The sequence below is a fragment of the Sorangiineae bacterium MSr11367 genome, from assembly GCA_037157805.1.
Classification (GTDB): Bacteria; Myxococcota_A; Polyangia; order Polyangiales; family Polyangiaceae; genus Pendulispora; species Pendulispora rubella.
Window position 1 is genome coordinate 1,021,370 of the sequence record CP089983.1, and the last position, 26,110, is coordinate 1,047,479.

Genomic DNA, 26,110 nt, shown 5'->3' on the forward strand with positions numbered 1-26,110 from the left:
AAGTTCGCCTAGGAAAGGCTTTTTCAACGATGTCTCAGACGACATTTTCGGCGACCAAGGAACAGGCTCAGGCCGGTCGTTCGTGGTACGTGGTGGATGCAGCGGGCAAGCCCCTCGGGCGCCTGGCCAGTGAAATTGCGCGTGTTCTCCGTGGGAAGCACAAGCCGACGTTCACGCCGCACCAGGATACGGGCGATTTCGTCATCGTCGTCAACGCGGACAAGATTCGCTTGACGGGAAACAAGCTCGACCAGAAGCACTACTACTCGCACTCGGGCATCCCGGGCGGGTTCAGCGCCGAGAGCTACCGGCACCTTCTGGCCCGCAAGCCCACCTTCCCCATCGAGAAGGCCGTCAAGGGCATGCTCCCGAAGAACGTGCTCGGTCGCGAAATGCTGACCAAGCTCAAGGTCTACGCGACGCCGGATCATCCGCACGCCGCCCAGAAACCGCAGCCCCTCAAGGTCTCGCTCTAGTCGAGCGACAAAAGAATTAGAACATGGCCGCCACCGACAATCGCACGTACTCCACCGGCAAGCGCAAGACCGCCATTGCCCGCGTTTGGGTCAAGCCCGGCACGGGCGTGATCACCGTCAACAGCACGCCCGCAGATGAATACTTCGAGCGTGAGACTTCCCGCATGGTCATGCGCCAGTCGCTCGAGCTCATCGAAGCCATCGATCAGTTCGACGTGACGGCCACGGTCAACGGCGGCGGTCACTCGGCCCAGGCCGAGGCGATGCGCCACGGCATCTCCCGCGCTCTCTGCCTGATGGACCCCGAGCGCCGCTCGGTCCTCAAGCGCGCCGGCTTCCTCACGCGCGACGCGCGCAAGAAGGAGCGTAAGAAGTACGGCCAGCCGGGCGCCCGCAAACGCTTCCAGTACAGCAAGCGCTGAGAGACGTCGTCGTCGGGTCGGTATGCGGGTTGTCTCGCTTCCACCTGCCGCTTCGTCATGGCTCCTGTTCGGGGCTGTCATGGCCGTTGCTGCCTTCGTGGCGGTAACGGCCATGCCTTTGTCTGGACCCGCGCCCGCCGATGACGAGCAGCGGCGCGAGGCGTTCGAGACGATGGCCCTCGAGGAGAGGGAGATGCGCCGGAACGCCGCCAAGGATTTCCCTGCGGACCTTTGGTCGCAGGACGATGCGTTCCACAACTCGGAGTACCGCCGCGCCAAGACCCTGGCCGGCGAGAGGCGCCTCCGCCTGCCGGACGTGCTGCTCGCGATCGACGAAGGGCTGCACCGCCGGTGGGCCGCACCCGCGAACGTGACGCTCCGTCCAACGGTGCCACCGTGTCGACCGCGCCCGATTCATTGATGTCGCGCCTGGATGCGCTGCTGCGTGAGGCAGGCCAAAAGGCCGCACGCACGCCGTTTCGGCTCTTCTTTTTCGCGTGCGTCGCGCTGGCGTGCACCTGGCCTCTCTTGCGCACGGCGGGCGCGTTCAACGCGTACCGCGACTGGTTGCCCTACGAGGAGACCGCGCGCCGAACCGTCGTCGAATACGGGCAGCTGCCGCTCTGGGATCCGTACTACTGCGGCGGTCTGGATCTCTTGGGCACACCGCAGAGCCGGTACGTGTCGCCCACGTTCCTTCTCTCGCTGCTCGTGGGGACCTTGCGCGCGGAGGCGCTCGTCCCCTTCGTGATGATCCTGCTCGGGCTCGAGGGAACGTACCGCTATGCGCGTTCGCGCGCAGCGTCGCACCTCGGGGCGACGTTGGCTGCGCCCATCTACGCGGCCAGCGGCTTGTTCGCCTTCTCGCCCGCGCTCACGTGGACCAACTTTTTCGGCTTCGAGCTCGTGCCGTGGGCCGTGCTCGGCGTGCGCCGTGCGATGCGTGGAAGCCTGGCCGGTGTGGCCATCACGGCCGTCGCTTTCGCCTGGATGATGGGGTTCGGCGGCACGTACTCCGTGCCCTTTGCCGCACTGTTTTGCGCCTTCGAGATCATCGATGGGCTCATCGTCTTGCGCAGCGCGCGCGCGCTGAAGCTCGTCGCGTTGGCCGTCGTTCTGGCCGGCGCGCTCTCGGCGGTGCGCCTGTGGCCACTCCTGCAGACCATGTCGATGGCTCCGCGCATCGTGGGCGGCGCGCAGGGCATCGCGAGCAAGGACCTTTTGCCGGCGCTCTTCGGGCAGATTCACCCCGACTCCGGCGGCGACTTCGACATCCGCGGCAATTACCTGGTGGGCGGCATGTGCCTCGCCGCCGTGTTCGCGGGGCTGCTGCGGCGAAGGAGCGCATCGCTCGTGATCGCGGGGGCGGCGGCGATCTGGCTGGCGCAGGGATTCAGCGTTCCCGTCTCGCTCTTCGCGTTGCTCAAGCGGCTTCCGCTCTATTCGGCGTTGCGCTACCCGGAGCGGTTCCTCGTTCTGCTGGCGCTGGCCACGGCGGTGGTGGCCGCGCTGGGTATCACGCAGCTTCAGGTGATCGCGCGCCGGCGGCGCTGGGGCGTGGCCGTCTTGGGCATCGCGGCGGGGCTCCTTTTGGTCAACCTGCAGCCGCTGGTGAAAAACCATCACGCGTCGGCGAACGGCCGCATGCTCGCGCCACCGCCGGTGCACGTCGATCAGCCGTTCCGGCAGGCGCGCGGCACGCGATGGGGCGTCGCGTACTACGGCCCGATGGGGCTCGGGTGCCTCTCGTGTTACGACGCCTACCCGGTTCCGCAATCGCCGCTCTTGCGCGGCGATCTCGAGGCCGAAGAGTACCTCGAGGAGCCCAACGCCGGCACGGTGACCCGCACGCGTTGGACGCCGGGTGCGATCTGGCTTCACGTCGAGATGCGCAAACCAGGCCGCGTCCTGGTGAACCAAAACTGGCACCCCGGCTGGCGCTCCAGCGTGGGCACCGTCCAGAGCGCGCAGGGCCTCCTCTCCGTCGACGTGCCCGCGGGAACGAGCGACGTCGTGCTGCGCTTTCTTCCACGCGCGGCCCTCGGCGGGGCGGCCATCTCGCTCACGGCGCTCGGCGTCCTAGGATGGCTGGTGTGGCGCGTGAGGCGCCGCCGCACGGGGCTTTCCACCCGCGAGTACGCCGGCGCCCTCGTCCTTCCCATCGTGCCCTTCGCCTTGACCCTCGCCGTCGTGCGCGAGCCGTCCGCACCCTCCGTGCCCCTCAAGACGGTCACCGGCGAGAGCATCCTCGCCGATGCTCCACCCGCCGACGCCCGCCGCATCGACGCGCAGTTCGCCGGCGGCGTGACCCTCGAGGCCTTCAAAATGACGCCCACCACGCCCGCCGCCGAATCGGTCGTGACCATGGAGTTCGACTGGAAAGTCGCCCCCGACGTCGAGTCCAAGATGGGCTTCTTCGTCCACCTCGTCCCCTCGTCGGGCAACGACCTGCGCGCCGATCACGTCATGGTCTCCGACGCGCTCGAAATCGAAAAGGCACCGCCCGGCAAGACGCTGCGCGACATCATGCAGATGAGCGTCCCCTACGACGCCGGGGGAAAGACGTGGAAGGTCTACGCCGGCCTCTGGCGCGTTCGCGGCGATGGCAAGCGCATTCCCGTCATCCGTACCGGTACGGCGACCGTCAGCGACAACCGGCTCGACCTCGGCTCATTTACCGTGCCTTGAATTTCGACGAGCTGTGCTAGGAGCAGCTAGAACGACGCATGTTGAAACGCTCTTTCCGATGGCTCGCATTTTCAGCCGCTCTCGCAGCGAGCGCGACGTTCTTCTGCGCGAAGAGTGACGCCGCCATCATCGAGCGTGTCGTGGCCGTCGTGGGCGAGCGCCCCATTCTGCTGACCGACCTGCGCCGGCGCGCCAAGCCCTTCCTCGCGCAGATCTACGGCGCGCAGCAGCAGAACCCCACCCAGCGGGCCGCCGCCGAAACGCAGATGTACCGCGACCTTCTGAACCGCATGATCGACGACCGCCTCGAAGAGCAGGCGGCCGACAAGTCGCGCATCGCGGTCACCACCGAGGAGATCGACCGCGGCATGCGGCAGAAGGCCGAAAGCCTGAACCTGCCGCTGAAGGATCTGCTCGTCGAGGCGCGTCGCCAAGGGTTGAGCGAGCAAGATTACCGCGAGGAGGTGCGTCGCCAGCTCCTCGAGGGAAAGCTGATTCAGTTGCGCGTGTTGCCCCGCGTGCGGGTCAGCGAAGAAGACGCCCGCGCCACGTACGCGCGCTGGGTCAAGGAAATGGGCGAGGAGCGCGTGATCGAGCTGCGCATCCTCGCACTGCGCATGCCCGCCAACGCGACCGACGAGCAGGCCAAAGAGCGCGAGGACTTCGCCAAGGACCTCGTCAAGAAGGTTCGCGGCGGCGAGGACTTCTGCAAGCTCATCGCGCAGTACTCCGAGGACGTGACCACGAAGAACACCTGCGGCTCGCGTGGCTCGCAGCCCACGTCCGCGCTTCTTCCCGCGCTTCAGGAGACCGCGAAGAGCCTGAAAGAAGGGGAGACGTCGGAGCCCATCGCCTTCGGTGCGGAGGCCATCGTCATCGCCCAGTTGAACAAGGGCCCGCACATCCCCACGTACGAAGACGTGCGGGCCGTGATGCGCGAGCGCGCGATGGGCGAGATCATCGAGCGCCAGCGCAAGATTTGGCTGCAGGACCTACGCCGCGGCCTTTACATCGACGTTCGTCTCTAGAGCGACAAACAATTCGACTCCCGTCGGCTTTCAGCGGACTTTCGTCGCATCGCTTCGTTGCTCCTCCTCAAATTGGCAGCAGCAGTTATCGTCGGAGCGCCTCGCGCTGCTCGAAACTCCTTGAAATCCTCGGTCCGTCGAACTGTTTGTCGCTCGGTTTGACCTGCTTGGGCGCCGGCGCCAAGAGAAACGCCGCCGCAAGCAACCCGAGAACGACGCCGCCCAGCGCGACCTGGTAGGCAAAGTGGTAGCCGCCGAGCACCGCATCCATCGGCGCGAGGTGCATCGCGCGCAACGTCGCCGTCCGGTGCGAGGCCGCGGTGGCGAGGATCGCGAGATCGATCGCGCCCGCGAGCTGCAAGGACAGCGTCACCATCGCCGAGCCAAGCCCCGCATCGCGCGCGGGCACGTCGGACATGGCGATGGTCAGCAGCGGGAGGAACGAGTTGCCTGCGCCGAGACCGAGCACGGCGAACGACAGGAGCCGCCACGGCCAATACGACGCATGCGGATCGAGCCGCGCGAACGACGCGACCGCGAGCACCACGAGGCTCATGCCCGCCACGAGCACCGGGCGCGGCCCAAAGCGAGCCACCAGCCGCGCGCTGATGCCGAGCGACATGAGGCCGACCATGCCGGTCATCGGCAGAAACGCGAGCCCGACCCGCATCGGGCCGAACCCCAGCGCGTGCCACAGCTCCAGCGAGCCGAAAAAGAACACGCCGTACATGCCCATCATGAGCAGGCCGCGCACCAAATTGCCGACCATCAAGCTGCGGATGCGCAGGATCCGAAGCGGCAAAATGGGATGCGCCACCCGCGACTCGAGCACGAAAAACACGGCCAGCAGCACGGCGGTGCCAATTGCCGGCACGAGCACGGCGGGCGAGGTCCACGGCTGCGTGGCCCCGGTGACCAGCGCATAGACGAGGCTCATGGCGGAAGCCGTCACCAGCACCGCGCCGGCCACGTCCACGCTGCCCTTCTTCGCATCGAGGGCGTCTTCACGCAGCACCGCGCGCGCGAGCGGGATGGAGAGCACCCCGATGGGAAGATTGACGAGGAAGATCCAATGCCAATCGAGCATCTGCGTGATGGCGCCGCCCACGAGCAGCCCGACGGAGCCGCCAGAGATGCTCACGAACATGTAGCCGCTCATGGCCTTCGTGCGCGCCGCCGCCTCGGGGAACTCGATGGCCACGATGGCCAGCACCACGGAGGACGCCGCCGCCGCGCCCACGCCCTGCACGAAGCGCGCGGCGATGAGCACGAGCTCGTGGTGCGTCATTCCGCACGCCACCGAGGCGGCGGTGAAGAGGGCCAGGCCGAACAGGAACATGCGCCGCCGGCCGAAGAGGTCGCCAAGGCGTCCGAACAGCAGCAAGAGCCCGCCGTACGCGAGCAGGTACGCATTCGTCACCCACGTCAGGCGCGCCTCGGGCAGGTGCAGATCGGCTTGAATTACTGGAAGCGCCACGTTCACGATGGTTGCGTCGAGCACAAGCATGAATTGCCCGAGCAGCACGGCGAACAGCGCGATCCAGCGTCGCCTGGACGCCGGATCAGTCGTATTGGTTGCCATGATAGTCACAGTAGGTGTGACGATATTGGCCGACAAGATGATCCAAGCATGGTTATAACTTGGTTAAGGAACCGATGGGCTCCCACAGGACACCTCTCGAAGCGCTTCCCACCCTCACGCGCCTGACGCGCCGTGTGTATGCCAAGGCGGACGAGGAGCGTCTCGGGTTGGGCCTGAAGCAGCTCTACATCCTGCGCGAGCTGCGCGATCAGGGCAGCCTTCCGCAGAACTCGATTTGCGTTCTCATGCATACGACGGCCAACACCGTGGTCGCATGGTTGAACGAGCTCGAAGCGAGCGGCTTCGTCGAGCGCATTCGCGACCCCGAGGATCGGCGCAAGCACAACGTCGCCCTGACACCCTCCGGCCAAGCCGCCCTCGAGCACGCCGAACACGTCCTCTTCCAACTCGAAGAAGAGGTGCTCGCCCCGCTCACGAACGACGAACGCACCCAACTCCGCAAACTCCTCGCCAAAGCCCTCGGCTAGAGGAAACGGCTAGAGAGAAATTCACAGGAAGACGGGAAGACGGGAAGGACTTACGGCGAGGACAGCGCGGAACGCTTTTTTGAGGGTTCCAGTTCGCCCAGTGGGCGGATTGGAATCCAAAAAACCTTCCCGTCTTCCCGTGAATTCTCTCTCTACGGGTTGCTGCCGTTGCGGATGGCGTTGATCGCTTGCAAGAGGCCGCGGGGGGTGGCGCGCAGGGCGACGTAGACGTGGTCCGAGTCGGCCTCCACCTTGCGGACGCCGATGAGCGGCGAGACGATCGACAGCGCTTTGCGGAAGGCGCCGTTGGCGGCGAGCTTGGGCACCTTGAGCAGATCGAGCACGATGCGATCGCCTTCGGCCTCGACGATGGCCTCTGGCTTCTTCGGCGCGAAGCTCACCAGGTTGGCCGGCTTGGACAAGTCGAGCGCGCCCGACTTGATCAACGTGGCCACCGGCGAGTCGCTCTCCTGGAGCAACGTCAGCTTCATGTTGCTTAGACGGATACCGATGCGCACGGCATCGGTGCCGATGGTCACGTCATCGACCGTCACCGACGTGGTCGCACGCAGCGGCGTGCCCATCACGTCGATGGTGGCACCGAAGCGCAGGTCCGGTGGGGACGTGCTTAGCTCGATGTCCTTGGGCGCTTTGCGCCCTTTGATCTGCGACGTGAAGTAGCGAAGCGCCGCGACGGGAACGCCGAAGCGAAGCCCCGCCGCGTTGCGCGCGGCGCGGACCACCTCGTCGGGATTGCGTCGCAGATAGTCGAATGCCGCTTGGGCGAGCTCGCGGGGCTTGAGCATGCGACGGGCACTCTAGCACGAGCTTACGACTTGACGATCGCGTCCCAGTGTTCGGCGATTTCCTGCGCCGACCAGACCCCCGCATCGCCTTCTTTGAAGCGGCCCGCCGTCTCGATCACCTTGAAGGCGTACATACGAGCACCGGCCACCGCCAGGACGTAACCCGTGCGGTCTGCACATAGATCGCTTGCCAAGAAGAGCGCCGCCGGCGAGATGTGCTCCGGCGTCATCGTCTCCACGCCGTGGAACATGGGCAGGTCCTCGGTCATGCGTGTCTTCGCGATGGGCGCGAGCGCGTTCACCGTGATGCGCTGCTTCTGCAGCTCGATGGACATGGTCCGTGTGAGGCCATAGATGCCCGCCTTGGCCGCCGCGTAGTTCGCCTGGCCGAAGTTGCCCTGCATGCCGCTCACGCTGGTCGTGTTCACGATGCGGCCGCCCTCGCCCTGCGAGACCGCTTGCTTCGCGAAGGCCTGCGACACCAAGAAGGTGCCCTTCAAGTGCACCGCAACGACCGAGTCCCACATGGCCTCGTCCATCTTGAGGAACGTCTTGTCGCGAAGGATGCCCGCGTTGTTCACCAGGACATCGACGCGCCCGAAGGTTTCCACCGCGGTACGCACCAGGCTTTGCGCGCCCGAGGCTTCCACCACCGATTCGGTGTGCGCCACCGCGTGGCCGCCCGCCTTCGTGATCTCTTCCGCGACGAGGCTCGCCGCGCCGGCGTCCTCCCCGCTACCATCGCGCGCGCCGCCGACGTCGTTCACCACGACCTTCGCCCCTTCTCGCGCAAAGAGAAGAGCATGCGCCCGCCCGATTCCACCGCCCGCTCCCGTGATGATCGCGACCTTGCCGTCCAGAAGACCCATGAAAGCTCCTTGTCGAGGTAACCTACATCCCATGAAGCCGAGCCGCCGTCTTCCCCTTTTGCTTCTCTTTGCAAGCTCGCTGGGGCCGCTTTCGGGAGCCTGCGACAAAACGAACCCCGACGATTTTCATCCACTCGTTCGCGCCGATGCGGGGCCCGACACCGGCCTCGATGCGGGCGAGGTGGGCCCGGAGGAAGTGACCTTTCCCGAGGGCTTCCGCTGGGGTTCGTCCACGTCGGCCTTCCAGACCGAAACGGGCAACACGCAGACCGACTGGGGCAAGTGGGTCACGATGCAGGGCAAAATCAAGGATGCCGCCACCCCCGACAAGGGCGGGCCCGACGCGCTGAACCACATCGACGACGACGTCCGCGCGCTCAAAGACAGCGGGCAAAATGCCTATCGCTTCTCCATGGAGTGGGCGCGCCTCTACCCGACCCTGGCCGACCTCAATGCCGGCAAGGCCAACGCCGCCGCCGTGGCGAAGTACACCGAGCTGCTCGACAAGCTGCGCGCTGCGAACATCCACCCGCTGGTGACGTTGCAGCACTTCTCGCTCCCGTCGTACGTGTCGGATCCCACCAAGCCGTCGGACCCTCAGGGCTGGGAGCGGCCCGAGACCAAAGAGCTCTTCGCGAAGTACTGCGGGCTCGTGGCAGGCCTCTTCAAGAACAAGGTCGACGAGTGGATCACCATCAACGAACCCGTCGTGGTCGCGCTCAACGGCTACGTCGCCGGCGCCGCGCCGCCGGGCCGTTTGCTCGAAACGAACCGGGCCTTCGCCGTCGCCCGCGCCGAGGCCCGCGCACACGCCTTGGCCTACGATGCCATCCACCGCGAAGACACCGTCGATGCCGACGGAGACGGCCAGAGCGCTCTCGTCTCCATTGCGCAAAACATGGAGACCTTCCACCCCAAGGTGGAGGGCGATGCGGCCGACATCCAGGGCGCCAAGCACATCGCGTACATCTGGAATTGGTGGTTCGTGAACGCCGTCGTCAAAGGCGATTGGGACGACGACTTCGACGAGAAGTACGACGGCCCGAACGACAAGCGCGCCGACCTTTCCCTGGTCAAACGCCTCGATTGGTTGGGCATCAATTACTACACCGACATCCTGGTGAGCACGCACGACGGCATTTCGATCCCCGGCGTGGGCGTCTCCATCGTGCCCCAGCCGTTGCCGACGAACCGACACAAAACCGACTTCGCCTGGGACATCCATCCCGAGGGCATTCGCGACGTGCTCGTGCAGGCGAATGCCTATGGTCTGCCCATCGCCATCACCGAAAATGGCCTTGCCGACGCGTCCGACAAGAACCGCGCACGCTTCATCACCGAGCACCTGTATCAAGCGGGCTGGGCGATCCAAAATGGCGTGCAATTGCGCGGTTATTACTACTGGTCGCTCATGGATAACTTCGAATGGGACAGCGGCTATTGTCCGAAATTCGGCCTCTACGCCGTCGGCGATGGTGGCGCACGGACGCAGCGCGGTAGCGTGGCGACCTACAGATCGATCATCGACGCGAAGAAGGTGAGGCGGGATGCGACCGCTTCGCTATCAGGGTATGCCGAACCCACGATTTGCAATTGAGTCGCGCTTGACGCGATGCACATCCGGGTGGTAGCCAACTGAATCACCATTCACTTTTGTAAAAACCCGCCTCATCGCTACGGATGAGGTCACGAGGAGGCCTGCAATGGGCGTGGACGTCAAGAAGCTGTTCAACGAAGAACTTCCCGCGGCGCTTGCGAAGAACGCGGACGACGCGAAGACCATCGGCGCGAAATACCAGCTCAACGTGACCGGCGAAGGCGCGTGGAACATCGACGTCTCCGCGACCGGCCCCGCGTGTAAGGCTGGTGAGGGCGACGCCGACTGCACGATCACCATCGCGGCCGAGGACTTCCAGAAGCTCATCGAGAATCCGCAAGCCAACGGCATGCAGCTCTTCTTCGCGGGCAAGCTCAAAGTGCAGGGCAATCAAATGCTCGCCATGAAGTTGCAGAAGCTCTTCAGCTACAAGGCCTGACAAGACCCGAAAAGAAGGTCACGACCATGCGCAAGAAGGCGCCGCTCGAGGGAATCAAAGTTCTCGATTTGAGCCGGTTGCTCCCGGGACCGTTCGCATCGCTGGTGCTGGCGGATCTCGGGGCGCAGGTCGACAAGATCGAAGATCCGGGCGGCGGAGATTATCTGCGCCACATGCCGCCGCCCGTGGCCAGCCTGCCAGGTGAGGGCGGTGCCCAATCGGGGTTGTTCCTCGCCATCAACCGCAACAAGCGCAGTGCGGTGCTGGACTTGAAGAAGCCCGAGGGCCGCGACGCACTCCTGCGCCTCGTGGACCATTACGACGTGGTGCTGGAGCAATTCCGGCCCGGTGTGATGGAGCGCCTGGGGCTCTCGCACGCGACGCTGCGCGCCCGCAATCCGCGCCTCGTGGTGTGCGCGCTGACGGGCTATGGGCAAAACGGCCCTCTGAGTTTGCGTGCGGGGCACGACATCAATTACCTGGCGCGCGCCGGGGTGCTCGGTTTTCAAGGTCCACCGGATGGACCGCCCGCCGTCTTCGGCTTTCAGCTCGCGGACATCGGCGGCGCACTCTGGAGCGTCATCGGCATCATGGCCGCGCTGTCCGCCCGTGCGAACACCGGGGAGGGAAGCATCGTCGACGTGTCGATGCTCGAAGCCTCGATGGGCTTTGCCGCCTCGAGCTTCGGACAGATGCTGGGCGAGGAAATGCCCAAGCGCGGCAACGAGACGTTGAGCGGCGCCATCGCGCCGTACAACACGTACGAGACGAAGGACGGCCGCTACGTCACGCTCGGGGCGCTCGAGCCCAAGTTTTTGCTCGCCTTCGCCGCTGCCGTGCAGATCGAAGTGGATCTGAGTGCGCTCGTCGTGGGACCGCACCAAGAGGCGCTCAAGGCGAAGTTCCGCGAGATCTTCAAGGGCCGCACCCTTGCCGAGTGGACCGAGTTCGCGCGCACCACGGATTGCTGCCTCGAGCCGGTGCTCTTGCCGGAGGAACTGGCCAGCGATCCGCAGCTGTTGGCGCGCCGCGTATTTTTCGAGCTTCCCTCGCCGTGGGGGAATCTTCTTCAGTTCCGCACGCCGGTGACGGATCCCGATGGGCAGCATCGCCCGCCGCCGCGCCAGGGCGAGCACACGGGCGCGATTCTGCGTGAGGCGGGCTTCTCGGACGCCGAGATTTCCGCGCTGCAGAAGTAGCGTCTACTTTTGCGGCGGGACCTTGAAGGGCTTTCGCGCGGTGACGCGGCGGAATTCGTCGATGAATTCCCAGTCGGCGATGAGGCCCTTTTTCATCAAGAGTGAAAGCAGCGCGGCGAAGAGCGGCTCCCAGCGGACGTCTTCTCCAAGGACGGCGCGGGCATCGGCACCCTCGGCGCGTGCGCGAAGGGCGCGAATGAGGTCGCGCGCGGTGAGGCCCTCGGAGACGTCGGCCCCCGGCGGAGTGGAGGCCCCGCGCCGGCGCGGAACGCGCGCGGGCAGCTGCAACGTCGTGCCGTCGAGCAGCGTGATCTCCACCATCGGGGGACGGCGCCACGTGCTGCTGACGTAGATCTCACGGGCTTCGATTTCCGGGTCGATGTCCGGCCCGTCGCGGGAGGGCCGCTCGGTCGCCGAAGGTCGCTCCGTGCCCGAGGGGCGCTCGGTCGCCGAAGGTCGCTCGGTCGCCGAAGGCCGCTCGGTCGCAGAGGGGCGCTCCGTGGCGGAAGGCCGCTCGGAGGGGCGCTCGGCACCCGACGGGCGCTCGACACCCGAAGGACGCTCGGTGGCGGAGGGGCGCTCCGCAGCGGAAGGACGCTCCGCAGCGGAAGGACGCTCCGCGCCGGAAGGCCGCTCGGTCGCCGAAGGTCGCTCCGCCGGTCGCGGTGCGGGGGCCGGCTGCGTGGGCGCGGTCGACGAGGTCGTTGGCGCCGCGGAAGGACGTTCCGCGCGTGCAGCCTTCTGCCCCGCGGAGGGGCGCGTGGGCTTCGTCGGCGGGGGCGGAGGGATCGCCGCCGACGGTGGCGGCGGCGGTGCGGCCGGACGGCTCGGTGCCACCTCCGACTTTCGCGCCGGCGGCCGCGAGACCGAAGCTGCCGCCTTGGCGGCCACCCCCTCGGGGTTCGTGGGCGGTGGTGGCGGAATGGGGCGCGGCGTCTCGCGCTCCGACGTCTCCCCCGCGCCGTAGTACACGCGGATGGCGCTGCGAATGTCCGTCGGCGAGCCAATCATCGGCCGCGCCGGAAGCCCCGCCGATCGCGACACCTCCTGCAGTGCCGCCTCGTTCGTCGGGTCGGCCATCGCCACGTAGAGCGTGTCCTGGCGTTTGACCCGCCGCACGAAAATGGGGACGAGGCAGTACCGATCCGCCAACTCGTGGGGGACGAGGTTGAGGAGCTGGCGGGAAAAATCCACGTGATAAAGCGACACCCAAGGGACACTGAGTTGCTGCCCCAGGGTCTGCGTGAGTTGCGTTTCCGTTACCAGCCCGCGTGAAACCAAAAGCTCACCCAGGCGCTGCCCGGGCAGGCGCGGTAGCTTCAGCGCCTCCTCGAGCTGGTCCTCGCTGAGGATTTTCGAAGCAACGAGGAGCTCTCCTATGCGTAAGCGGGGGGCCACGACCAGGTCATCGTACGCACGATGAGCTGCCTGGGCCGAATTTTCGGGTAAGGCTTACCGTTAGGTCCTTGGATCTCGTACGGGTCTTGGCATTTCCGGTCCGATCGAACCGCGGCAGCGGGACAATCCCGGCGGGGCCGGCGGCAAGTCGCAGTCAGGCGACACGAATCGCCACGACGCTTGGCGATCCTCGTATCCAAAAGCGAACAGGGCGCCGGCCCCGCCGGGCTTGTTGCGCTGCCGCTGCTCGGCTTCGGCGGAGTCTCGGGTCGAAAGCGCAAAGCCGTCCGGCAACGTTGGGCCGAATTTTCGGGTAAAAGTTGCCCGGAGGTTGCCCGAGGCCGTTGCCTGGTGTGCGGGTGTGTTAGAACGGGGCCAGCCAGCTCATGGACGCCTCGCAACGTCACATCGCCCGCTGGGATCTCGACAAGACTTACCTTCGGACCGAGTTCGATACGTTGCGGGATCTCGTGCGGACCGCGCTCGAACGGCCGGACGAAAAGCGCACCAACCCTGGGGCCGCCACGCTTCTCCGGGAAATGGTTCGCGCCGGGATCTCGGTGCACATCTTGTCCGGCTCGCCCGAGCAAATGCGCCGCCGCCTCGAGGACAAGTTGCGCCTCGATGGCATCACTTGGGACAGCTTCACCCTGAAGCCGAATCTCAAGAACGTCCTCAAGCTCCGCTTCCGGGCCCTGCGCGACCAACTCGGCTACAAGCTGCCCGCGCTGCTCCACGCCCGGGCGCTGCTCGACCACGCCACCAAGCTTTCGCCCGCACGCGCGCCAGAGGAGGAGGCGTCGCAGGAGGGGAACGGGCGCGTTCTCTGCCGGGAGACCCTTTTCGGCGACGATGCCGAGGCCGACGCGTTCGTCTACTCGCTGTACTCGGACATCGTGTCCGGCCACGTGAGTCCCGAGACCTTGCTGGAAATCTGCGAGCGCGGCCGCGTTTACCCCGACGTCATCGATCGGGTCATGCGCGACGCCAACCTGATCGTGCCCGGCGAGGCCGTCGAACGCATCCTCATCCACCTCGAACGGCAAACGCCGCCCGACGACTTCCACGTCTACGGCGCGCGCGCGGTGCCGTTCTACAATTACCTGCAGGCTGCATTCGTCGTGCACGAGGACCAGCGCCTTCCGGCCGATGCGGTTCTGCGGGTCGGGGTGGAGCTGGTGGTGCAACACCGTTTCGACGGCGATGCCCTGGCCCGGAGCTACCTCGAGTTGGCCCGCCGTGGGCACCTCCGAGGCACCGGAGTGGACGATCTGTCAACCGCCTTCGAACGGTACGACGATCGATTGCCGGGACACGCAGAGCTTCGCCGAATGGTGGAACGCTTGCCCCAAGCTGCAAATGCCGCCCGCGCAAGCTGGCGAGGCCCGGATCAGCGCCTCCCGGACTACTTGGCGCTGGTGGCGCACCATAACCCACGCCGCCGCGGTCGCTAAAAGGTGCGAGACGTAACGACGCGGTGGTGTTAGCGTGTCCGATGGCGCCCCGACCTATTGGCGGGGATGTTGTCGGCCTAGCGTGGATTGGTGATGAGGGGCCATCGTGGACAGTGATCTAGCGGACGCGGTAGAAGGGCTCAAAGCCATATTTCAGAGACGAAAAATCGAGGCTAGCTTCGGAAAAGCGCCTCCAGAACTCGTCGACTCGTTGAAGAAACAGTTCCGAGTCCCCTCTCGGTATCGGAATTTTCTCCTAGGGGCGAATCCGGTCAAGGTGGAAACGGTGACCCCGGTCGAGCGAATCCGACTGCTCCCGGCGGAAGAAATCGTGAAGTCGCAACCCACGGCGAACTGGAAGCCGTCCTGGGTCGTCATCGGCGAAAGCTCGCTGCTGAGCGATCCGTACTTCCTGGACGTCTCCAAGCCCGACCCCGAAGGGGACTGCCCCGTCTACACGGCGATGAGCGGGCAGGAAAAGTGGAACCCGACGTTGGCCGCCTCGAGCTTCGCTCAGTTTTTGCGAATCATCTCGACGGCGATGGAAATCGCCGCCGGCTTCGGTGACGCCATCATGGACGACGAGGACGAGGACAGCTTCCGCGAAGCCCTCGGCCCCAAGGTCAAAGTGATCGACGCCGCCGCGCTGCGCGCCGGTCACTGGACGTAGGCAGCAGGCAACTTGGGCCCCCAAAGCGGGGGCCTTGGGAAAAGAGCGGCCGCGCCACCAAGGCGGGGCTTGGGGCCCCGACATGGTCGAAACCGCGTATTCGAAGAGTCACTACCGCGCGCCCGAGATCGCGCACCGCTACGGGCCCAACGTCCATCTCCTGGACGACCCGTTGGCATGGACTCAGCTCGCGCGTCTCTGCGCACGCGAAACCGGGCAGCCGCACGTAGGCCGCCTGGTGCGCACGCTCTACGAGCGCTTGAGCGAGGTGGTGCTGGCCGCGGAGTTCCCACGCGTGCGCATCGACGTGCCCACGCGCATGGTGGCCTCCTCGCCCTACGCCGTCTACCGGGGCGCCGCCATCGCCCCCGCGACGAAGGCCGTCAGCGTGGGCATCGCCCGCGCGGGCACCATGCCGTCGCAAGTCGTCTACGACCTGCTGAACGAGGTCCTCGATCCGTCGGGCGTGCGCCAAGACCACCTGTTCATGTCGCGCGTCACGGACACGGAAGGCCGCGTGACGGGCGCCTCGTGGCACGATGCCAAGATCGGCGGCGACGTCGACGGCCGCATCATCGTCATCCCCGATCCGATGGGCGCGACCGGCAGCTCCGTGGTGAGCGCGATCTCGCACTACAAATCGAAGATCGGCGGAACCCCGGCGAAGGTCATCACGATGCATTTGATCCTCACGCCCGAGTACCTCAAGAGGGTCCTCGCCGCGCATCCGGAGACGATCATCTACGCGGTGCGCCTGGATCGCGGCCTGTCGGCCCCCGAGGTGTTGTCCACCGTGCCGGGCACGCAGTGGGACGATGAAAAGGGGCTCGACGAGCACCAGTACATCGTCCCGGGCGCCGGCGGCGTCGGCGAATTGCTCAACAACGCGTGGGTTTAGTCCTCGAACGGGACGGGTGGCTCCGTTGTAACGGTCACCAGAATCAGGTCGTCGGCGCCGAGCCGGTACCATATCCAAAGATTTCTATCGGCGACCCGTCGGACCCAAGCGCGTCCCACGGGCCGGACCGTCGACTCGAAGTCCGAAGGCCCAGGAAGTGTCTCGGCATCGGCGAGCGCTCGAATCGTTCGCGCCACCGCGAGCCCGCGAAGTGATCCCCGGCGAAGAGTACGGGAAGCTTCGCGCGCGTACCATGTCGTTACTCTAATTCGGCGCGCCACGATTCATCTTCCGCTCCTTCGATCCACTGAAGAAACGCCTCACTCGCCTCGGCCGATAGCAAATCGCCACGGTCTGCAGCGTCCATGGCGGAGCGCACGTCCGCCTCATCGTCCGGGTGCGGAAGCCATAGGGCGTGGGCCTGCGTTTGGGAATTCATGTCTCGAGTTTACTCCTCTGTCGGAATCGCGACCAATTCACGGCAATCCGTCGAACGTCGTGTTCATGACGCGGGGATGAGAGCACTCATGATGCCAACGAGGTCCGCGGAAAATCAGGCAGTCTCACGTACTCTCGATGGTGTCCCGGACAGTTTCCCGGTGTCCCAGGACAGTCTGTGCCCGTTACACCCGCGCGTGCATCAAGTGGGCGCGGTTCGACACGCTTAGGCCGTCGTCGCGGTTGCGGAAGTAGAGGGCGCGCAGCACCTGTGGCCCGATGGATTCGACGTGGCGGAAGCCCATCGTGCGGAGTTCTTGCATGAGGGACTCGGGCAGGAAATGCGAGATCCATGGTTCGCCGAGCTTGGCCACGCGCGCGGTGAGGGCGGCCACGACGGCGCGATCGCGTTCGCCGAGGTAGGCGGGATCGATCTGGTAGTCGAACACCACCTCCGAACCGCGCGCGCCTTGGTGGATCATCCCTAGGGTGTCCAGGATGGCGGCGTGCGTGAGGTACATCGTGACCCCGAGCCACGAGAAGAACGCAGGTTCGTCGAAGCGGAAGCCGTTCGCCACCAGCGACGCGCGCAACGTGTCCTTCTCGAAGTCGACGGGGACGTACGTCAATGACGCCGGCACCTCGATCCCCGCGTGGCCGAGCAGCTCGCGCTTTCTCGCCTGCGTCGCGGGGTGATCCACCTCGAACACGCGCAGCGCGTCGAGCCTGTGACGGTACGCGAAGGTGTCGAACCCCGCGCCGAGCACCACGTATTGGCGCACGCCGCGCGCGAAGGCGGCCTCGAAGGCCTCCTCGGTGTAGCGGCTTCGCGCGGCGAGGAAGGCGCGGAGCAGTTTCGTCTCGCCCTCGTCAGTACGCGTGAAGTCCAGCAACTCGTCCTCGCTTCCCGTCAGCCGAACGGCGAGGGGATCTTCGAAGACCAACGGACGATCGAACAATTGATGCGCGGCACGTTGCCTGGCCACGCCGATGGCGGTCGAACTCGATTGATTGTCACGCATGGTTCCCTCCAATGCGAATGCTCACGGGCATCGCGCGCGGAAGATTCGTTTGAGCGCCGTGCCGGCGGCATCCAGGTCGACCCGCTGCGGATCGATCAGCCATTGCGCGCCCGACCCGCGCAGAACGCCTTCGACGAGAACCGCCGTGACGTCGGGATCGAGCTGCGCGTCCATCTCGCCGTCGGAGATGCCCTCGGCGAGCCTCGTCGTGATGAAGCGACGGAGCGCCTCGTTGTTCTCCGCGATCAGCTCTCGGATCCGCGGCACCGTGGCCACCGCCTCCGTGCGCACGATGAACATCGCCCGTGCGCCCGCGCTTTGCCCGCGCAACAGCGCGAAGTACACGTCGACCAAGGCATCCAGCGCGGACACCCCGCGCCGGCCCCCCATGCCCTCCTGCACGGCCCCCAGCATCCCCGAGTGGATTGCCCCCACCACGGCCTCGACACACGCCTCCTTCGTGCCGAAGTGGTGCGTGACCATGCCGCGGCTGAGACCCGCCAGCTGACCGATCTCCGCCAGCGTGGTGCCCGCGTAGCCACGCGTCGCCAGCAGGTGAATCGCCGCGTCGATCAGCTTTTTTCGCGATTCCGTGCTGCGTTCTGCCTGCGTGCGACGGTCCACGCGTCCCATGATGAAACTTGCTGGCCGTATGACAAGTTAAATTCCAGTAAACGAACTCGACCGCAGCCCCAGCACGAAGGGGCGCGATCGAGTCGCTTATTCCGTCTTCAGGTAGCCGCCCTTGAGCAGCTTCAACACGGCTTGCACCGTCTCGAGATCCGTCGACTGGCTCTTGTTCATCACGGTCTCGAGGTGACCGTAGTTGAGCGCGAGCTGCAGCGCGTCGAGCTCCATCGGTTTCAAATCGCGCAGCGGCGGAACGAGCGGCGAAAGCAGCGACAAGCGCGCGTTGAGATCGGGCAGGTCGTCGCGGATGCGATTGAACTCGTCGAGCTGGCGCAGACCCTCCATGAGGATCTCTTGGACGCTCACGTCGATCTCGCCGGCGTACTCACGATCGTCCGGCGGATCGAGATCGAAGAGACCCTTTTGCCAGGTGAGCATGCGGTAGATGCTCTTGAGCGCGGGCACGTCATCCAGGTCGTTGATGACGGCGTAGTAGATGTTGCCCTTGCGCATGAAGATCCGACCGATGTCGTCGTCCGTCCGGATGACGAGCACGCCGCTCTTCTTCGAGGTGCCGAAAAGTTGAAGCAGGTCGGGCAGCGGAACTTCCTCGATGCTGCCGGACATCGTCCGCGCCTGGCTCGTACGGCGTTGCGCCGCCACGTGCTCCAGCTCGCGCTTTGCGTCCGCCGTGCTGTCGCGCGTGCTCTCGCCCGCAATCAGCTTGAGGATGCTCGTTCCGATGAGAACGCGGTCGCCTTCTTTCAGGCGGGCGCGCTTGATCTTCTCACCGTTGACGAACGTGCCGTTGGTCGATCCCAGATCTTCGATCCAGATCTGATCCGACTGCATGTGAATCTTCGCGTGCTTGCGGCTGACCATGTCCTCGACGAGCACCATGTCGAGATCGCTCGAGCGACCGACGATGATCTGCTTGTCGGGAACGACGGGGAATTCCCCCCCTTGGTACTTCCCGCTGATGAACCGAAGGACATACGCCCGCCCGGGTCGCAGGGTCGTCGGAGCAGCCGCCTTCGGTGACGGATCTTGCATGCTAGGGGGAGTCGACAGAAGGTTTGCCACGCGCGACTATGCGCCACTGGGTGCAACCGCGGGAATCCGCGGCGCGGGGGATTCCGAGGCGAGGATCGTCTTCGGAAAAAAAAGAGTAACGAGTCCTCGCAAACCTGGTCAAGTCGAGCGCGAAATGACTTCTCGTCCCCCCGTTTTTGTCCAGCCGCCTCAGCCATACAAATCCGTCCCTGTGCTGCCCGAAGGTGACCGATTTGGCACCCATCGAACGCTTGAGCCGGCGGGGGCTCTACCGCAGCCAGCGTGGCGAATTGACAACGATTTTTCCCGACTCTTCCACGGCGAAATCCTCATCGACGTGGAGACACTCAACATTGATGCCGCGAGCTTTCGGCAAATGGAAGAGGCGGGTACTTCCGGACATCCGACCTCGGATGTAGGTGGCGGCCTCGTTGGGCAAAAAGTGATGGAGACGGTCGCGACGCGAGGGAAGCAGCACAACCCCGTCACCGGTTCGGGCGGGATGCTTCTCGGTCGGGTGGCTCAGATCGCACCGACGGCGGATGGACGCGTCGCGCGCGTGCACGAAGGCCTCGCCGTCGGCGATCGCGTGGCGACGTTGGTGTCGCTCTCCCTCACGCCGCTCCGCCTCGATGGAATCACCGCGGTGCGCGCGGAGAGCGCGCAGTTGGACGTGACGGGGCAGGCGGTGTTGTTCGAGAGCGGGAGCCTCGTGAAGTTGCCGAGCGAGATGCCGGAGCGCCTCGCGCTCGCCGTGCTCGATGTCGCGGGTGCGGCACCCCAAGTCGCGCGGCTCGTGAAGCCGGAGATGAGCTCCGTGCTCGTTCTGGGCGGCGGTGGCAAAAGCGGCATCCTCTGTGCGGCCGAGGCCCGCCGCAGGCTCGGCGCCTCGAAGGGCGCGCGCCGCGTCATCGCCGTGGAAAGCTACCCGCGTTACGCCGACGAACTGCGCGCGCTGGGCATCTGCGACACGGTGCTCACCATCGACGCGCGCGATCCCGTCGCCGTGCGGCGTGCGGTGCTCGAGGCGAACGACGGTCGCGAGGTCGACGTCACGTTCTCTTGCGTCAACGTGCCCGACACCGAGATGGCCGCGGTGATGGCCACGCGTGACCGCGGCATCGTCTACTTCTTCGCCATGTCGACGAGCTTCACCAAAGCCGCCCTTGGAGCGGAGGGCGTGAGCAAGGACGTCGACTTGATGATCGGCAACGGGTACGCCGAGGACCACGCTGCGCACACCTTGGCGATGATGCATGAGTTCCCCGCGATTCGTGCCCTCTTCGAGACGCGCTACGGGTAAAGTTCGTCCCGCCATGACGAATTTTTCCCCTCGCCCCATCTCGGAAGTTGCGGCCGAACTCGGACTCGAAGCGGACGACATCGAGCCGTATGGCAAAACCAAAGCGAAGATCGCGCTCGACGTGGCCTCTCGGCCCGGTTCCCGCAATGCCGGGCGCTTGATCCTGGTCACGGCGATCAACCCGACGCCGGCCGGGGAGGGGAAGACCACCACGTCGATCGCGCTGGCCATGGGCATGCGCCGCCTCGGTAAGCGCGCCGTGCTCGCACTGCGCGAGCCGTCGCTCGGACCGGTCTTCGGCGTCAAAGGCGGTGGCACCGGCGGCGGCAAGGCGTCGCTCACTCCGGCCGACGAGATCAACCTGCACTTCACCGGCGACATCCACGCCATCACCACGGCGCACAACCTGCTCAGCGCCCTCGTCGACAACGCCGTCTACTTCCGCGACACCTTCGAGGGCGCGGGGGAGATCGATCCGCGCACCATCACGTGGGGGCGGGCGCTCGACATGAACGATCGCTTCCTGCGTCGGTGCATCATCGGCCTAGGCGGCAAGTCGCACGGCAAAGTGCGAGAGGAGCGGTTCGACATCACCGCGGCCAGCGAAATCATGGCCATTTTGTCCCTGGCGCGCGACTACGCCGACCTCGAGCAGCGCCTCTCGCGCATCGTGGTGGGCTCGAGCTACGACGGCAAGACCATCACCGCGGGGCAAGTCGGCGCGTCGTCGGCGATGTGCGCCGTCCTGCGCGACGCGCTCAAGCCGAACCTGGTGCAGACCCTCGAGGGCGGCCCGGCGTTCGTGCACGCGGGGCCGTTTGGCAACATCGCCCACGGCTGCAACAGCGTGCTCGCCACGCAGCTGGCCATCAAGACGGGGGACTACGCCATCACCGAGGCGGGCTTCGGGTTCGACCTCGGCGGCGAGAAATTCCTCAACATCAAGGCGCGCATCGCCGGTGTGTGGCCTCGTGCCGTCGTTTTGGTGGCGACCCTCCGCGCGCTCAAGATGCACGGCGGCGCGCCGGTGAAGAGCTCGGGCGAGCCCAATCGCGATGCGCTGCAGAAGGGCCTCGCACACCTCGAGAAGCACATCGAAAATGCGGGAGCGTACGGGCTCACGCCCATCGTGGCCATCAACGTCTTCCCCAACGACATCGAGGAGGAGCTCGCGCTGGTCGAGCAGGCTGCGGGCAAACTCGGCGCGCGCATGGCCCGCAGCGAAGGCTTCGGCCGGGGCGGCGAGGGCTCGCTCGACCTCGCGCGTGTGGTGACCGAGGTGGTCGATGCCACCGATGCGGATCCGCCCAAGCCCAAGTACGTCTACGAGCTCGAGGACGCGCCGCAGGAGAAGATCCGCAAGATCGCCCGCACCATCTACGGGGCCAAGGACGTCGTCTTCGTCGGGTCGTCGGAGAAAGATCTGAAGCGCATCAAGGAGCTCGGCTACGACAAGCTCCCGGTGTGCATGGCCAAGACGCAGCTCTCCCTGACCGACGATCCCACGGTGTACGGCCGCCCGCGCGACTTCGTGATCAGCGTGCGCGAGGTGCGTCTGAGCGCGGGTGCCGGCTTCATCGTGCCGCTTACCGGCGACATGATGACCATGCCCGGCCTGCCCAAGGTGCCGGCCGCTCGCCAGGTGAAGCTGCTTCCCTCGGGGCAGATCAAGGGGCTGATGCAGAACGACTGACGCCGCGCGCGCCCTTCAAGAGCGCGAGCAGCGCATCCGCGTGGACGGGTTTGACGACGTGCTCGTCGAACCCGGCGTCGAGCGCGGCCATGCGATCGGCGGATTGCCCATAGCCGGTGAGCGCGACCAAATAGAGCGAGAGTTTCGCACGGCGGAGACGGCGTGCGAGCTCGAAGCCGTTCATGCCGGGAAGCCCCAGGTCGATGATCGCGACGTCCGGCTTCATGTTCTCGATGAGGGCCATGCCGCTCGGCCCATCGTGCGCCGTCCGGCACTCGAAGCCCGCGTGCTTCAGCAGGGTGCACAGCATGTCGCGGCTGTCGGTGTTGTCCTCGACGACCACCACCCGCGAGCCTCGCGGTGAGCGCGCTGCCGTTTGGCGCGTGCGTTGCGCCTTGTCCACCGGCTCGCGGACGAGGGGAAGCCGGACGACGAATTCGGCGCCTTTGCCCTCGCCATCGCTGATCGCGGCCACGGTGCCGCCGTGCATGTCGACCAGGGAGCGCACCAGGGTGAGGCCGAGCCCCAGCCCTCCCTCGGAGCGGTCCAACGTGCGCTTCGACTGCACGAACAACTCGAACACCGTGTCGAGCACCTCCTTGGCAATCCCGACGCCGTCGTCGCGAACCCGGATGACCGCGTGCTCGGTATCCGCCTTCGCCTCGAGCACCACGTGCCCTCCGCGCGGCGTGTACTTCGCCGCGTTGCTCAGGAGGTTCACCTGGATCTGCTGCAGGCGTGTCGGATCGCCGTAGACGCCCATCGCCTGGGGATCGATTTGCACGTCGAACTGCAGCTCGTGCGCGTCCATCATGCTGCGCACGGCATCCGCCGCGTCCCGCACGGACGCACGCAAATCGACGACTTGTTTGCGCAGCTCGATTTTGTTCTGTGTCACGCGGCTCGCCTCCAGGAGATCGTCGAGAAGGCGCGCCATCTGCTGCGACTGCCGCTCGAGGATCTGCATGAGCCTTACCCGCGCCTCGTCCTCGGCGGGCGTCTCCTTCAGCAGCGCGGTCGAGATGACGATGGCTCCCAGCGGATTGCGCAGCTCGTGCGAGAGCATGGCCAGGAACTGGTCGCGCCGTCGCACCGCCTCGCGGATCTTCTCCTCGGCGCGCTTCTGTTCGGTCACATCGCGGAAGATGCCGATGACCCCGACGATGCGCTCCTGGCGATCGCGCAAGGGAAGCCGGGTTGCGCGATCCCAGCCCTCGCCGCCGTCGTCGCGCACGTGGCGCTCGAGCTGTTCGTGCTGCGCCTGGCCGCTGCGCAACACCTCGTCGTCTCGGCCCGGTGCCCCGAAGGCCTGCACGGGCCGATTCGCGCGGATGAACCGCCCGCTGGCGTCCTTGAAGTAAATCGCGTCGGCCACGCCACCGAGCAGGCTGTTGAGCAGGTAGCGCTCGTGAAAGAGCGCGTCCTCCGCCATTTTCAGGCCGGTCACGTCGATGAGCGTGAGCACCACGCCATCGACGGTGCCCTTCGCGCGGTAGGGGAGGATGCGCAAGAAGAATGCGTTGTCGTGATGGGTCGTGAGATCGCGCTCGATGCGTTCGCCGGTGGCCAGCACGTGTTTCAGGTCCGCGATGAGCCCCGGGTGATCGATGGTGTGCTTGAACGTCTCGATCGAGCGGCCCGCGTCTTGCGGCAACAGATGGAACTTTTCGGCGATCTGCGGGGTGAACTTGCGCACCTTGAGATCGCGATCGAGAAAGATGGCCCCCACGTCGGTGCTGGCCAGCAGGTTATCCATGTCGTTCGTGAGCTCGGTCAGCTCGGAGATTTTGCGCTGGTACTCGGCGTTGACCGTGTAAAGCTCCTCGTTCACGCTCTGCAGTTCTTCGTTCGTGCTCTGGAGCTCCTCGTTGGAGGCGAGCAGCTCTTCGTTCGCCGCCTGCAGCTCCTCGTTGCTCGTCTCGAGCTCCTCGATGGCCGACTGCAGGTTTTCCTTCGTCGAGGAGAGCTCCGCCTCCATCGCGGCCAGGTGCGCCTCGGAGACGCGCCCCATGTCGATCTCCATCGAGCGCGGCACGTGTTCGAGCAGCCCTTCCGCCGCCTCGAAGGAGATGAGCACGTTGGGCAGGCTCCCCGCCCGGCCGCGGATCGGGCGCAGGGTGACCTTGTGCAGCCCCTGCGCGTCGTCGATGCGCACGCCCTTGAAGACGATGGGCGACGTTTCCTGCAGCGCGCGTTTCAATCCGCCCACGAGCACCATCTTCAGCTCGGGGCCGACGATCTCCAGGATGTCGAGCGCCTGCCGGCCATCGCGGCGCGCCAAAAAACGGCTCGCCCCGGAGAAGGCGTGGAGCAACTCCCCGCGCTCGTTCACGAGCAGGCTCGGAGGCATGAACGCTTCGAGCAGCGCATCGTACGTACCGAGCAAGTGCGAGAACGATTGACGGCCGAAGCCCGGCACCGACGAGGTGGGGGCCAGGGACGACGTATCGGCGAACCTCGCGGGCTTGAGGCGCGCTTCCACGGGGATGCGCACGTCGCTGTACTTCTGAAAAATGCGCCAGTACCGATCGATGGGCTGAAAGTCGTGCACCAACGCCCCCGGCGATTCGCTGGGGCCCAGGAACACGACGCCCCCTCGGTTCAATCCGAAGTGAAAGAGGCTCAGCACCTTTTGCTGCGCCGCCGGCTGCAGGTAGATGAGCATGTTGCGGCAGCTCACCAGATCGACGCGGGTGAAGGGCGCATCCTTGATGACGTTGTGCTGGGCGAAGACCAGCATCTGCCGGATCTCCGGCACGATCTGGAAGCCTTTTCCACGCGGCAAAAAATAGCGCTCGAGGCGCGCGGGCGCGACGTTCTTGACCGCTTCTTCGTCGTACATCCCGCGCGCGGCGATCTCGAGGGAGCCCGCGTGCACGTCGGTGGCGAAGATTTTCACCGGCCGGTTGCCGGCGCGGCTCGCGAGCTCGTGAAGCAGGATGGCCAGCGAGTAGGCTTCCTCTCCGGTCGCGCAGCCGGCGACCCACACGCGAAACGGCGCATCTTGCGGCCCGCGGCGCAGCATCTCGGGCAGGACCCGCTTTTCCAGGACCTCGAACGCCTCCTCGTTGCGGAAGAACCGCGTCACCCCGATGAGGAGATCGCGGTAGAGGATGTCGAGCTCCGACCGCTCGCGTTTGAGTCGCTCCAAATAGCCATCCAGGTGCTCGGCGCGCGCGAGTTGCAAGCGCCGCTCGATGCGCCGGGTCACCGTGCTCGGTTTGTAGTGCGTGAAGTCGATGGCGAATTCTTGCTCCAGCAGCCGATACACGGATTGGAGACTGCTCGGCGACGGCTCGGGCGAAAGCGGATGACCCTTCGGACGCGCGGCGTGCTCCAAAAGGACGCGCGGCATCTCGCCGGGGGCGAGCACCCAATGCGCCACGCCGGCATCCCGCGCGGTCCGAGGCATGCCGTCGAACTGTGCGCTCTCCTCGTCCTGCACGATGACCAAGCCACCCGAGTCGAACACGTCGCGGATGCCCCGCGAGCCATCCGTCCCTCCGCCCGACAGGACGATGGCGACCGCGCGCTCGCGGCAGTCTTGCGCGAGGGAACGGAAGAAGACGTCGATGGGCAAGGTCAGCTCCTGTTGGCGATCGCGCTCGCTGAGCAGGAGTTTGCCGCCCGAGATGATCATCTCTTTCTTGGGCGGGATGAGGTAGACGTGGTTCGGTTCGATCGTCATCCCATCTTCGACCAGACAGATGGGCAGCTCGGTGTGCCGGGCCAAGAGCTCGTCCATCAAGCTCTTGAAGTCGGGCGATAGGTGCTGCACGACGACGAACGCCATGTTCGTATCGTTGGGCAGGCAATCGAAGAAGCGCTCGAGTGCTTCGAGTCCACCCGCCGACGCGCCAATGCCGACGACGAAGGGAGGAGATGGCTGCAACACGCTCGAGGAAGTCATGGGGGCGTCACCGCATGTGCAGCCGCCGTGCCCATTCTATCCAGCGA

23 protein-coding genes are annotated in these 26,110 nt (G+C 65.8%); 14 read left to right on the forward strand and 9 right to left on the reverse strand.

Annotated elements, in window-relative coordinates:
• Positions 1 to 29: 29 nt before the first annotated feature.
• The 5 genes from rplM to LVJ94_04445 all read left to right on the forward strand — a co-directional run bounded on the left by rplM (position 30) and on the right by LVJ94_04445 (position 4,614).
• Positions 30 to 476 carry a 50S ribosomal protein L13 gene (rplM, locus tag LVJ94_04425; GenBank protein ID WXB06489.1) on the forward strand — a complete coding sequence of 149 codons (447 nt, stop codon included), beginning with the start codon at positions 30 to 32 and terminating at the stop codon, positions 474 to 476.
• A gap of 23 nt (positions 477 to 499) precedes the next feature.
• Entirely contained in the window at positions 500 to 898 is a 399-nt protein-coding gene (gene rpsI, locus LVJ94_04430) for a 30S ribosomal protein S9 (GenBank protein WXB06490.1), read from the forward strand.
• 112 nt (positions 899 to 1,010) lie between these two features.
• The gene (locus LVJ94_04435; GenBank protein WXB06491.1) at positions 1,011 to 1,319 is read left to right on the forward strand and encodes a hypothetical protein; all 309 of its coding nucleotides are present in this window, start codon (positions 1,011 to 1,013) and stop codon (positions 1,317 to 1,319) included.
• On the forward strand, positions 1,295 to 3,586 hold the full coding sequence (locus LVJ94_04440) for a hypothetical protein (GenBank protein WXB06492.1): 2,292 nt from the start codon (positions 1,295 to 1,297) through the stop codon (positions 3,584 to 3,586). Before LVJ94_04435 ends, LVJ94_04440 begins: the two co-directional genes overlap by 25 nt.
• A gap of 38 nt (positions 3,587 to 3,624) precedes the next feature.
• Positions 3,625 to 4,614, forward strand: a complete 990-nt coding sequence (locus LVJ94_04445) for a SurA N-terminal domain-containing protein (protein ID WXB06493.1) — start codon at positions 3,625 to 3,627, stop codon at positions 4,612 to 4,614.
• Between the two features lie 85 nt (positions 4,615 to 4,699).
• Here LVJ94_04445 and LVJ94_04450 read toward each other — a convergent pair whose 3' ends face one another.
• The gene (locus LVJ94_04450) at positions 4,700 to 6,196 is read right to left on the reverse strand and encodes a DHA2 family efflux MFS transporter permease subunit (protein WXB06494.1); all 1,497 of its coding nucleotides are present in this window, start codon (positions 6,194 to 6,196) and stop codon (positions 4,700 to 4,702) included.
• Positions 6,197 to 6,270: 74 nt separating this feature from the next.
• Between LVJ94_04450 and LVJ94_04455 the strand changes: the two genes are divergently transcribed.
• Positions 6,271 to 6,684 carry a MarR family transcriptional regulator gene (locus LVJ94_04455; protein ID WXB06495.1) on the forward strand — a complete coding sequence of 138 codons (414 nt, stop codon included), beginning with the start codon at positions 6,271 to 6,273 and terminating at the stop codon, positions 6,682 to 6,684.
• A gap of 152 nt (positions 6,685 to 6,836) precedes the next feature.
• Here LVJ94_04455 and LVJ94_04460 read toward each other — a convergent pair whose 3' ends face one another.
• Positions 6,837 to 7,490: a hypothetical protein gene (locus LVJ94_04460; GenBank protein ID WXB06496.1), complete on the reverse strand. Its 654-nt coding sequence runs from the start codon at positions 7,488 to 7,490 to the stop codon at positions 6,837 to 6,839.
• A gap of 23 nt (positions 7,491 to 7,513) precedes the next feature.
• Complete coding sequence (locus LVJ94_04465; GenBank protein ID WXB06497.1) at positions 7,514 to 8,359, reverse strand: SDR family NAD(P)-dependent oxidoreductase; 846 nt, start codon at positions 8,357 to 8,359, stop codon at positions 7,514 to 7,516.
• A 31-nt stretch (positions 8,360 to 8,390) separates the two neighbouring features.
• On the opposite strand from LVJ94_04465, the gene LVJ94_04470 reads away from it, so the two are divergent.
• The 3 genes from LVJ94_04470 to LVJ94_04480 all read left to right on the forward strand — a co-directional run bounded on the left by LVJ94_04470 (position 8,391) and on the right by LVJ94_04480 (position 11,594).
• On the forward strand, positions 8,391 to 9,956 hold the full coding sequence (locus LVJ94_04470) for a family 1 glycosylhydrolase (protein WXB06498.1): 1,566 nt from the start codon (positions 8,391 to 8,393) through the stop codon (positions 9,954 to 9,956).
• 106 nt (positions 9,957 to 10,062) lie between these two features.
• On the forward strand, positions 10,063 to 10,395 hold the full coding sequence (locus LVJ94_04475; protein ID WXB06499.1) for an SCP2 sterol-binding domain-containing protein: 333 nt from the start codon (positions 10,063 to 10,065) through the stop codon (positions 10,393 to 10,395).
• A gap of 26 nt (positions 10,396 to 10,421) precedes the next feature.
• Positions 10,422 to 11,594: a CoA transferase gene (locus LVJ94_04480; GenBank protein WXB06500.1), complete on the forward strand. Its 1,173-nt coding sequence runs from the start codon at positions 10,422 to 10,424 to the stop codon at positions 11,592 to 11,594.
• 3 nt (positions 11,595 to 11,597) lie between these two features.
• On the opposite strand, the gene LVJ94_04485 is transcribed toward LVJ94_04480, so the two are convergent.
• Positions 11,598 to 12,992 carry a hypothetical protein gene (locus LVJ94_04485; protein WXB06501.1) on the reverse strand — a complete coding sequence of 465 codons (1,395 nt, stop codon included), beginning with the start codon at positions 12,990 to 12,992 and terminating at the stop codon, positions 11,598 to 11,600.
• A gap of 386 nt (positions 12,993 to 13,378) precedes the next feature.
• Between LVJ94_04485 and LVJ94_04490 the strand changes: the two genes are divergently transcribed.
• The 3 genes from LVJ94_04490 (at position 13,379) to LVJ94_04500 (ending at position 16,014) form a co-directional block, all read left to right on the forward strand.
• Positions 13,379 to 14,446, forward strand: a complete 1,068-nt coding sequence (locus tag LVJ94_04490; GenBank protein ID WXB06502.1) for a hypothetical protein — start codon at positions 13,379 to 13,381, stop codon at positions 14,444 to 14,446.
• Positions 14,447 to 14,732: 286 nt separating this feature from the next.
• Positions 14,733 to 15,116 carry an SMI1/KNR4 family protein gene (locus tag LVJ94_04495; protein WXB06503.1) on the forward strand — a complete coding sequence of 128 codons (384 nt, stop codon included), beginning with the start codon at positions 14,733 to 14,735 and terminating at the stop codon, positions 15,114 to 15,116.
• Between the two features lie 82 nt (positions 15,117 to 15,198).
• Positions 15,199 to 16,014: a uracil phosphoribosyltransferase gene (locus LVJ94_04500; protein WXB06504.1), complete on the forward strand. Its 816-nt coding sequence runs from the start codon at positions 15,199 to 15,201 to the stop codon at positions 16,012 to 16,014.
• 259 nt (positions 16,015 to 16,273) lie between these two features.
• On the opposite strand, the gene LVJ94_04505 is transcribed toward LVJ94_04500, so the two are convergent.
• The 4 genes from LVJ94_04505 to LVJ94_04520 form a co-directional block, all read right to left on the reverse strand.
• A complete protein-coding gene (locus LVJ94_04505) occupies positions 16,274 to 16,453 on the reverse strand; it encodes a hypothetical protein (protein ID WXB06505.1) in 180 nt (59 codons plus the stop codon).
• 184 nt (positions 16,454 to 16,637) lie between these two features.
• A complete protein-coding gene (locus tag LVJ94_04510; GenBank protein ID WXB06506.1) occupies positions 16,638 to 17,474 on the reverse strand; it encodes a class I SAM-dependent methyltransferase in 837 nt (278 codons plus the stop codon).
• A 21-nt stretch (positions 17,475 to 17,495) separates the two neighbouring features.
• Positions 17,496 to 18,107 carry a TetR family transcriptional regulator gene (locus tag LVJ94_04515; GenBank protein WXB06507.1) on the reverse strand — a complete coding sequence of 204 codons (612 nt, stop codon included), beginning with the start codon at positions 18,105 to 18,107 and terminating at the stop codon, positions 17,496 to 17,498.
• An 87-nt stretch (positions 18,108 to 18,194) separates the two neighbouring features.
• The gene (locus LVJ94_04520; protein WXB06508.1) at positions 18,195 to 19,157 is read right to left on the reverse strand and encodes a DUF4388 domain-containing protein; all 963 of its coding nucleotides are present in this window, start codon (positions 19,155 to 19,157) and stop codon (positions 18,195 to 18,197) included.
• Positions 19,158 to 19,602: 445 nt separating this feature from the next.
• Between LVJ94_04520 and LVJ94_04525 the strand changes: the two genes are divergently transcribed.
• Positions 19,603 to 20,460: an L-erythro-3,5-diaminohexanoate dehydrogenase gene (locus tag LVJ94_04525; GenBank protein WXB06509.1), complete on the forward strand. Its 858-nt coding sequence runs from the start codon at positions 19,603 to 19,605 to the stop codon at positions 20,458 to 20,460.
• 13 nt (positions 20,461 to 20,473) lie between these two features.
• Positions 20,474 to 22,153, forward strand: coding sequence for a formate--tetrahydrofolate ligase (locus LVJ94_04530; protein ID WXB06510.1), 1,680 nt, complete (start codon positions 20,474 to 20,476; stop codon positions 22,151 to 22,153).
• On the opposite strand, the gene LVJ94_04535 is transcribed toward LVJ94_04530, so the two are convergent.
• Positions 22,128 to 26,063 (reverse strand): response regulator, encoded by a 3,936-nt coding sequence (locus LVJ94_04535; protein WXB06511.1) that lies wholly within the window; start codon positions 26,061 to 26,063, stop codon positions 22,128 to 22,130. The two genes, LVJ94_04530 and LVJ94_04535, sit on opposite strands and share 26 nt — an antisense overlap.
• Positions 26,064 to 26,110: the final 47 nt, after the last annotated feature.

What these genes read in the sequence shown, in the direction of transcription:
- rplM (WXB06489.1), top strand. Translation starts at nt 30, where the DNA reads ATGTCTCAGACGACATTTTCGGCGACCAAGGAACAGGCTCAGGCCGGT.
- rpsI (WXB06490.1), top strand. Translation starts at nt 500, where the DNA reads ATGGCCGCCACCGACAATCGCACGTACTCCACCGGCAAGCGCAAGACC.
- LVJ94_04435 (WXB06491.1), top strand. Translation starts at nt 1,011, where the DNA reads ATGCCTTTGTCTGGACCCGCGCCCGCCGATGACGAGCAGCGGCGCGAG.
- LVJ94_04445 (WXB06493.1), top strand. Translation starts at nt 3,625, where the DNA reads ATGTTGAAACGCTCTTTCCGATGGCTCGCATTTTCAGCCGCTCTCGCA.
- LVJ94_04450 (WXB06494.1), bottom strand. Translation starts at nt 6,196, where the DNA reads ATGGCAACCAATACGACTGATCCGGCGTCCAGGCGACGCTGGATCGCG.
- LVJ94_04455 (WXB06495.1), top strand. Translation starts at nt 6,271, where the DNA reads ATGGGCTCCCACAGGACACCTCTCGAAGCGCTTCCCACCCTCACGCGC.
- LVJ94_04460 (WXB06496.1), bottom strand. Translation starts at nt 7,490, where the DNA reads ATGCTCAAGCCCCGCGAGCTCGCCCAAGCGGCATTCGACTATCTGCGA.
- LVJ94_04465 (WXB06497.1), bottom strand. Translation starts at nt 8,359, where the DNA reads ATGGGTCTTCTGGACGGCAAGGTCGCGATCATCACGGGAGCGGGCGGT.
- LVJ94_04470 (WXB06498.1), top strand. Translation starts at nt 8,391, where the DNA reads ATGAAGCCGAGCCGCCGTCTTCCCCTTTTGCTTCTCTTTGCAAGCTCG.
- LVJ94_04475 (WXB06499.1), top strand. Translation starts at nt 10,063, where the DNA reads ATGGGCGTGGACGTCAAGAAGCTGTTCAACGAAGAACTTCCCGCGGCG.
- LVJ94_04480 (WXB06500.1), top strand. Translation starts at nt 10,422, where the DNA reads ATGCGCAAGAAGGCGCCGCTCGAGGGAATCAAAGTTCTCGATTTGAGC.
- LVJ94_04490 (WXB06502.1), top strand. Translation starts at nt 13,379, where the DNA reads ATGGACGCCTCGCAACGTCACATCGCCCGCTGGGATCTCGACAAGACT.
- LVJ94_04500 (WXB06504.1), top strand. Translation starts at nt 15,199, where the DNA reads ATGGTCGAAACCGCGTATTCGAAGAGTCACTACCGCGCGCCCGAGATC.
- LVJ94_04505 (WXB06505.1), bottom strand. Translation starts at nt 16,453, where the DNA reads ATGAATTCCCAAACGCAGGCCCACGCCCTATGGCTTCCGCACCCGGAC.
- LVJ94_04510 (WXB06506.1), bottom strand. Translation starts at nt 17,474, where the DNA reads ATGCGTGACAATCAATCGAGTTCGACCGCCATCGGCGTGGCCAGGCAA.
- LVJ94_04515 (WXB06507.1), bottom strand. Translation starts at nt 18,107, where the DNA reads ATGGGACGCGTGGACCGTCGCACGCAGGCAGAACGCAGCACGGAATCG.
- LVJ94_04520 (WXB06508.1), bottom strand. Translation starts at nt 19,157, where the DNA reads ATGCAAGATCCGTCACCGAAGGCGGCTGCTCCGACGACCCTGCGACCC.
- LVJ94_04525 (WXB06509.1), top strand. Translation starts at nt 19,603, where the DNA reads ATGGAGACGGTCGCGACGCGAGGGAAGCAGCACAACCCCGTCACCGGT.
- LVJ94_04530 (WXB06510.1), top strand. Translation starts at nt 20,474, where the DNA reads ATGACGAATTTTTCCCCTCGCCCCATCTCGGAAGTTGCGGCCGAACTC.
- LVJ94_04535 (WXB06511.1), bottom strand. Translation starts at nt 26,063, where the DNA reads ATGACTTCCTCGAGCGTGTTGCAGCCATCTCCTCCCTTCGTCGTCGGC.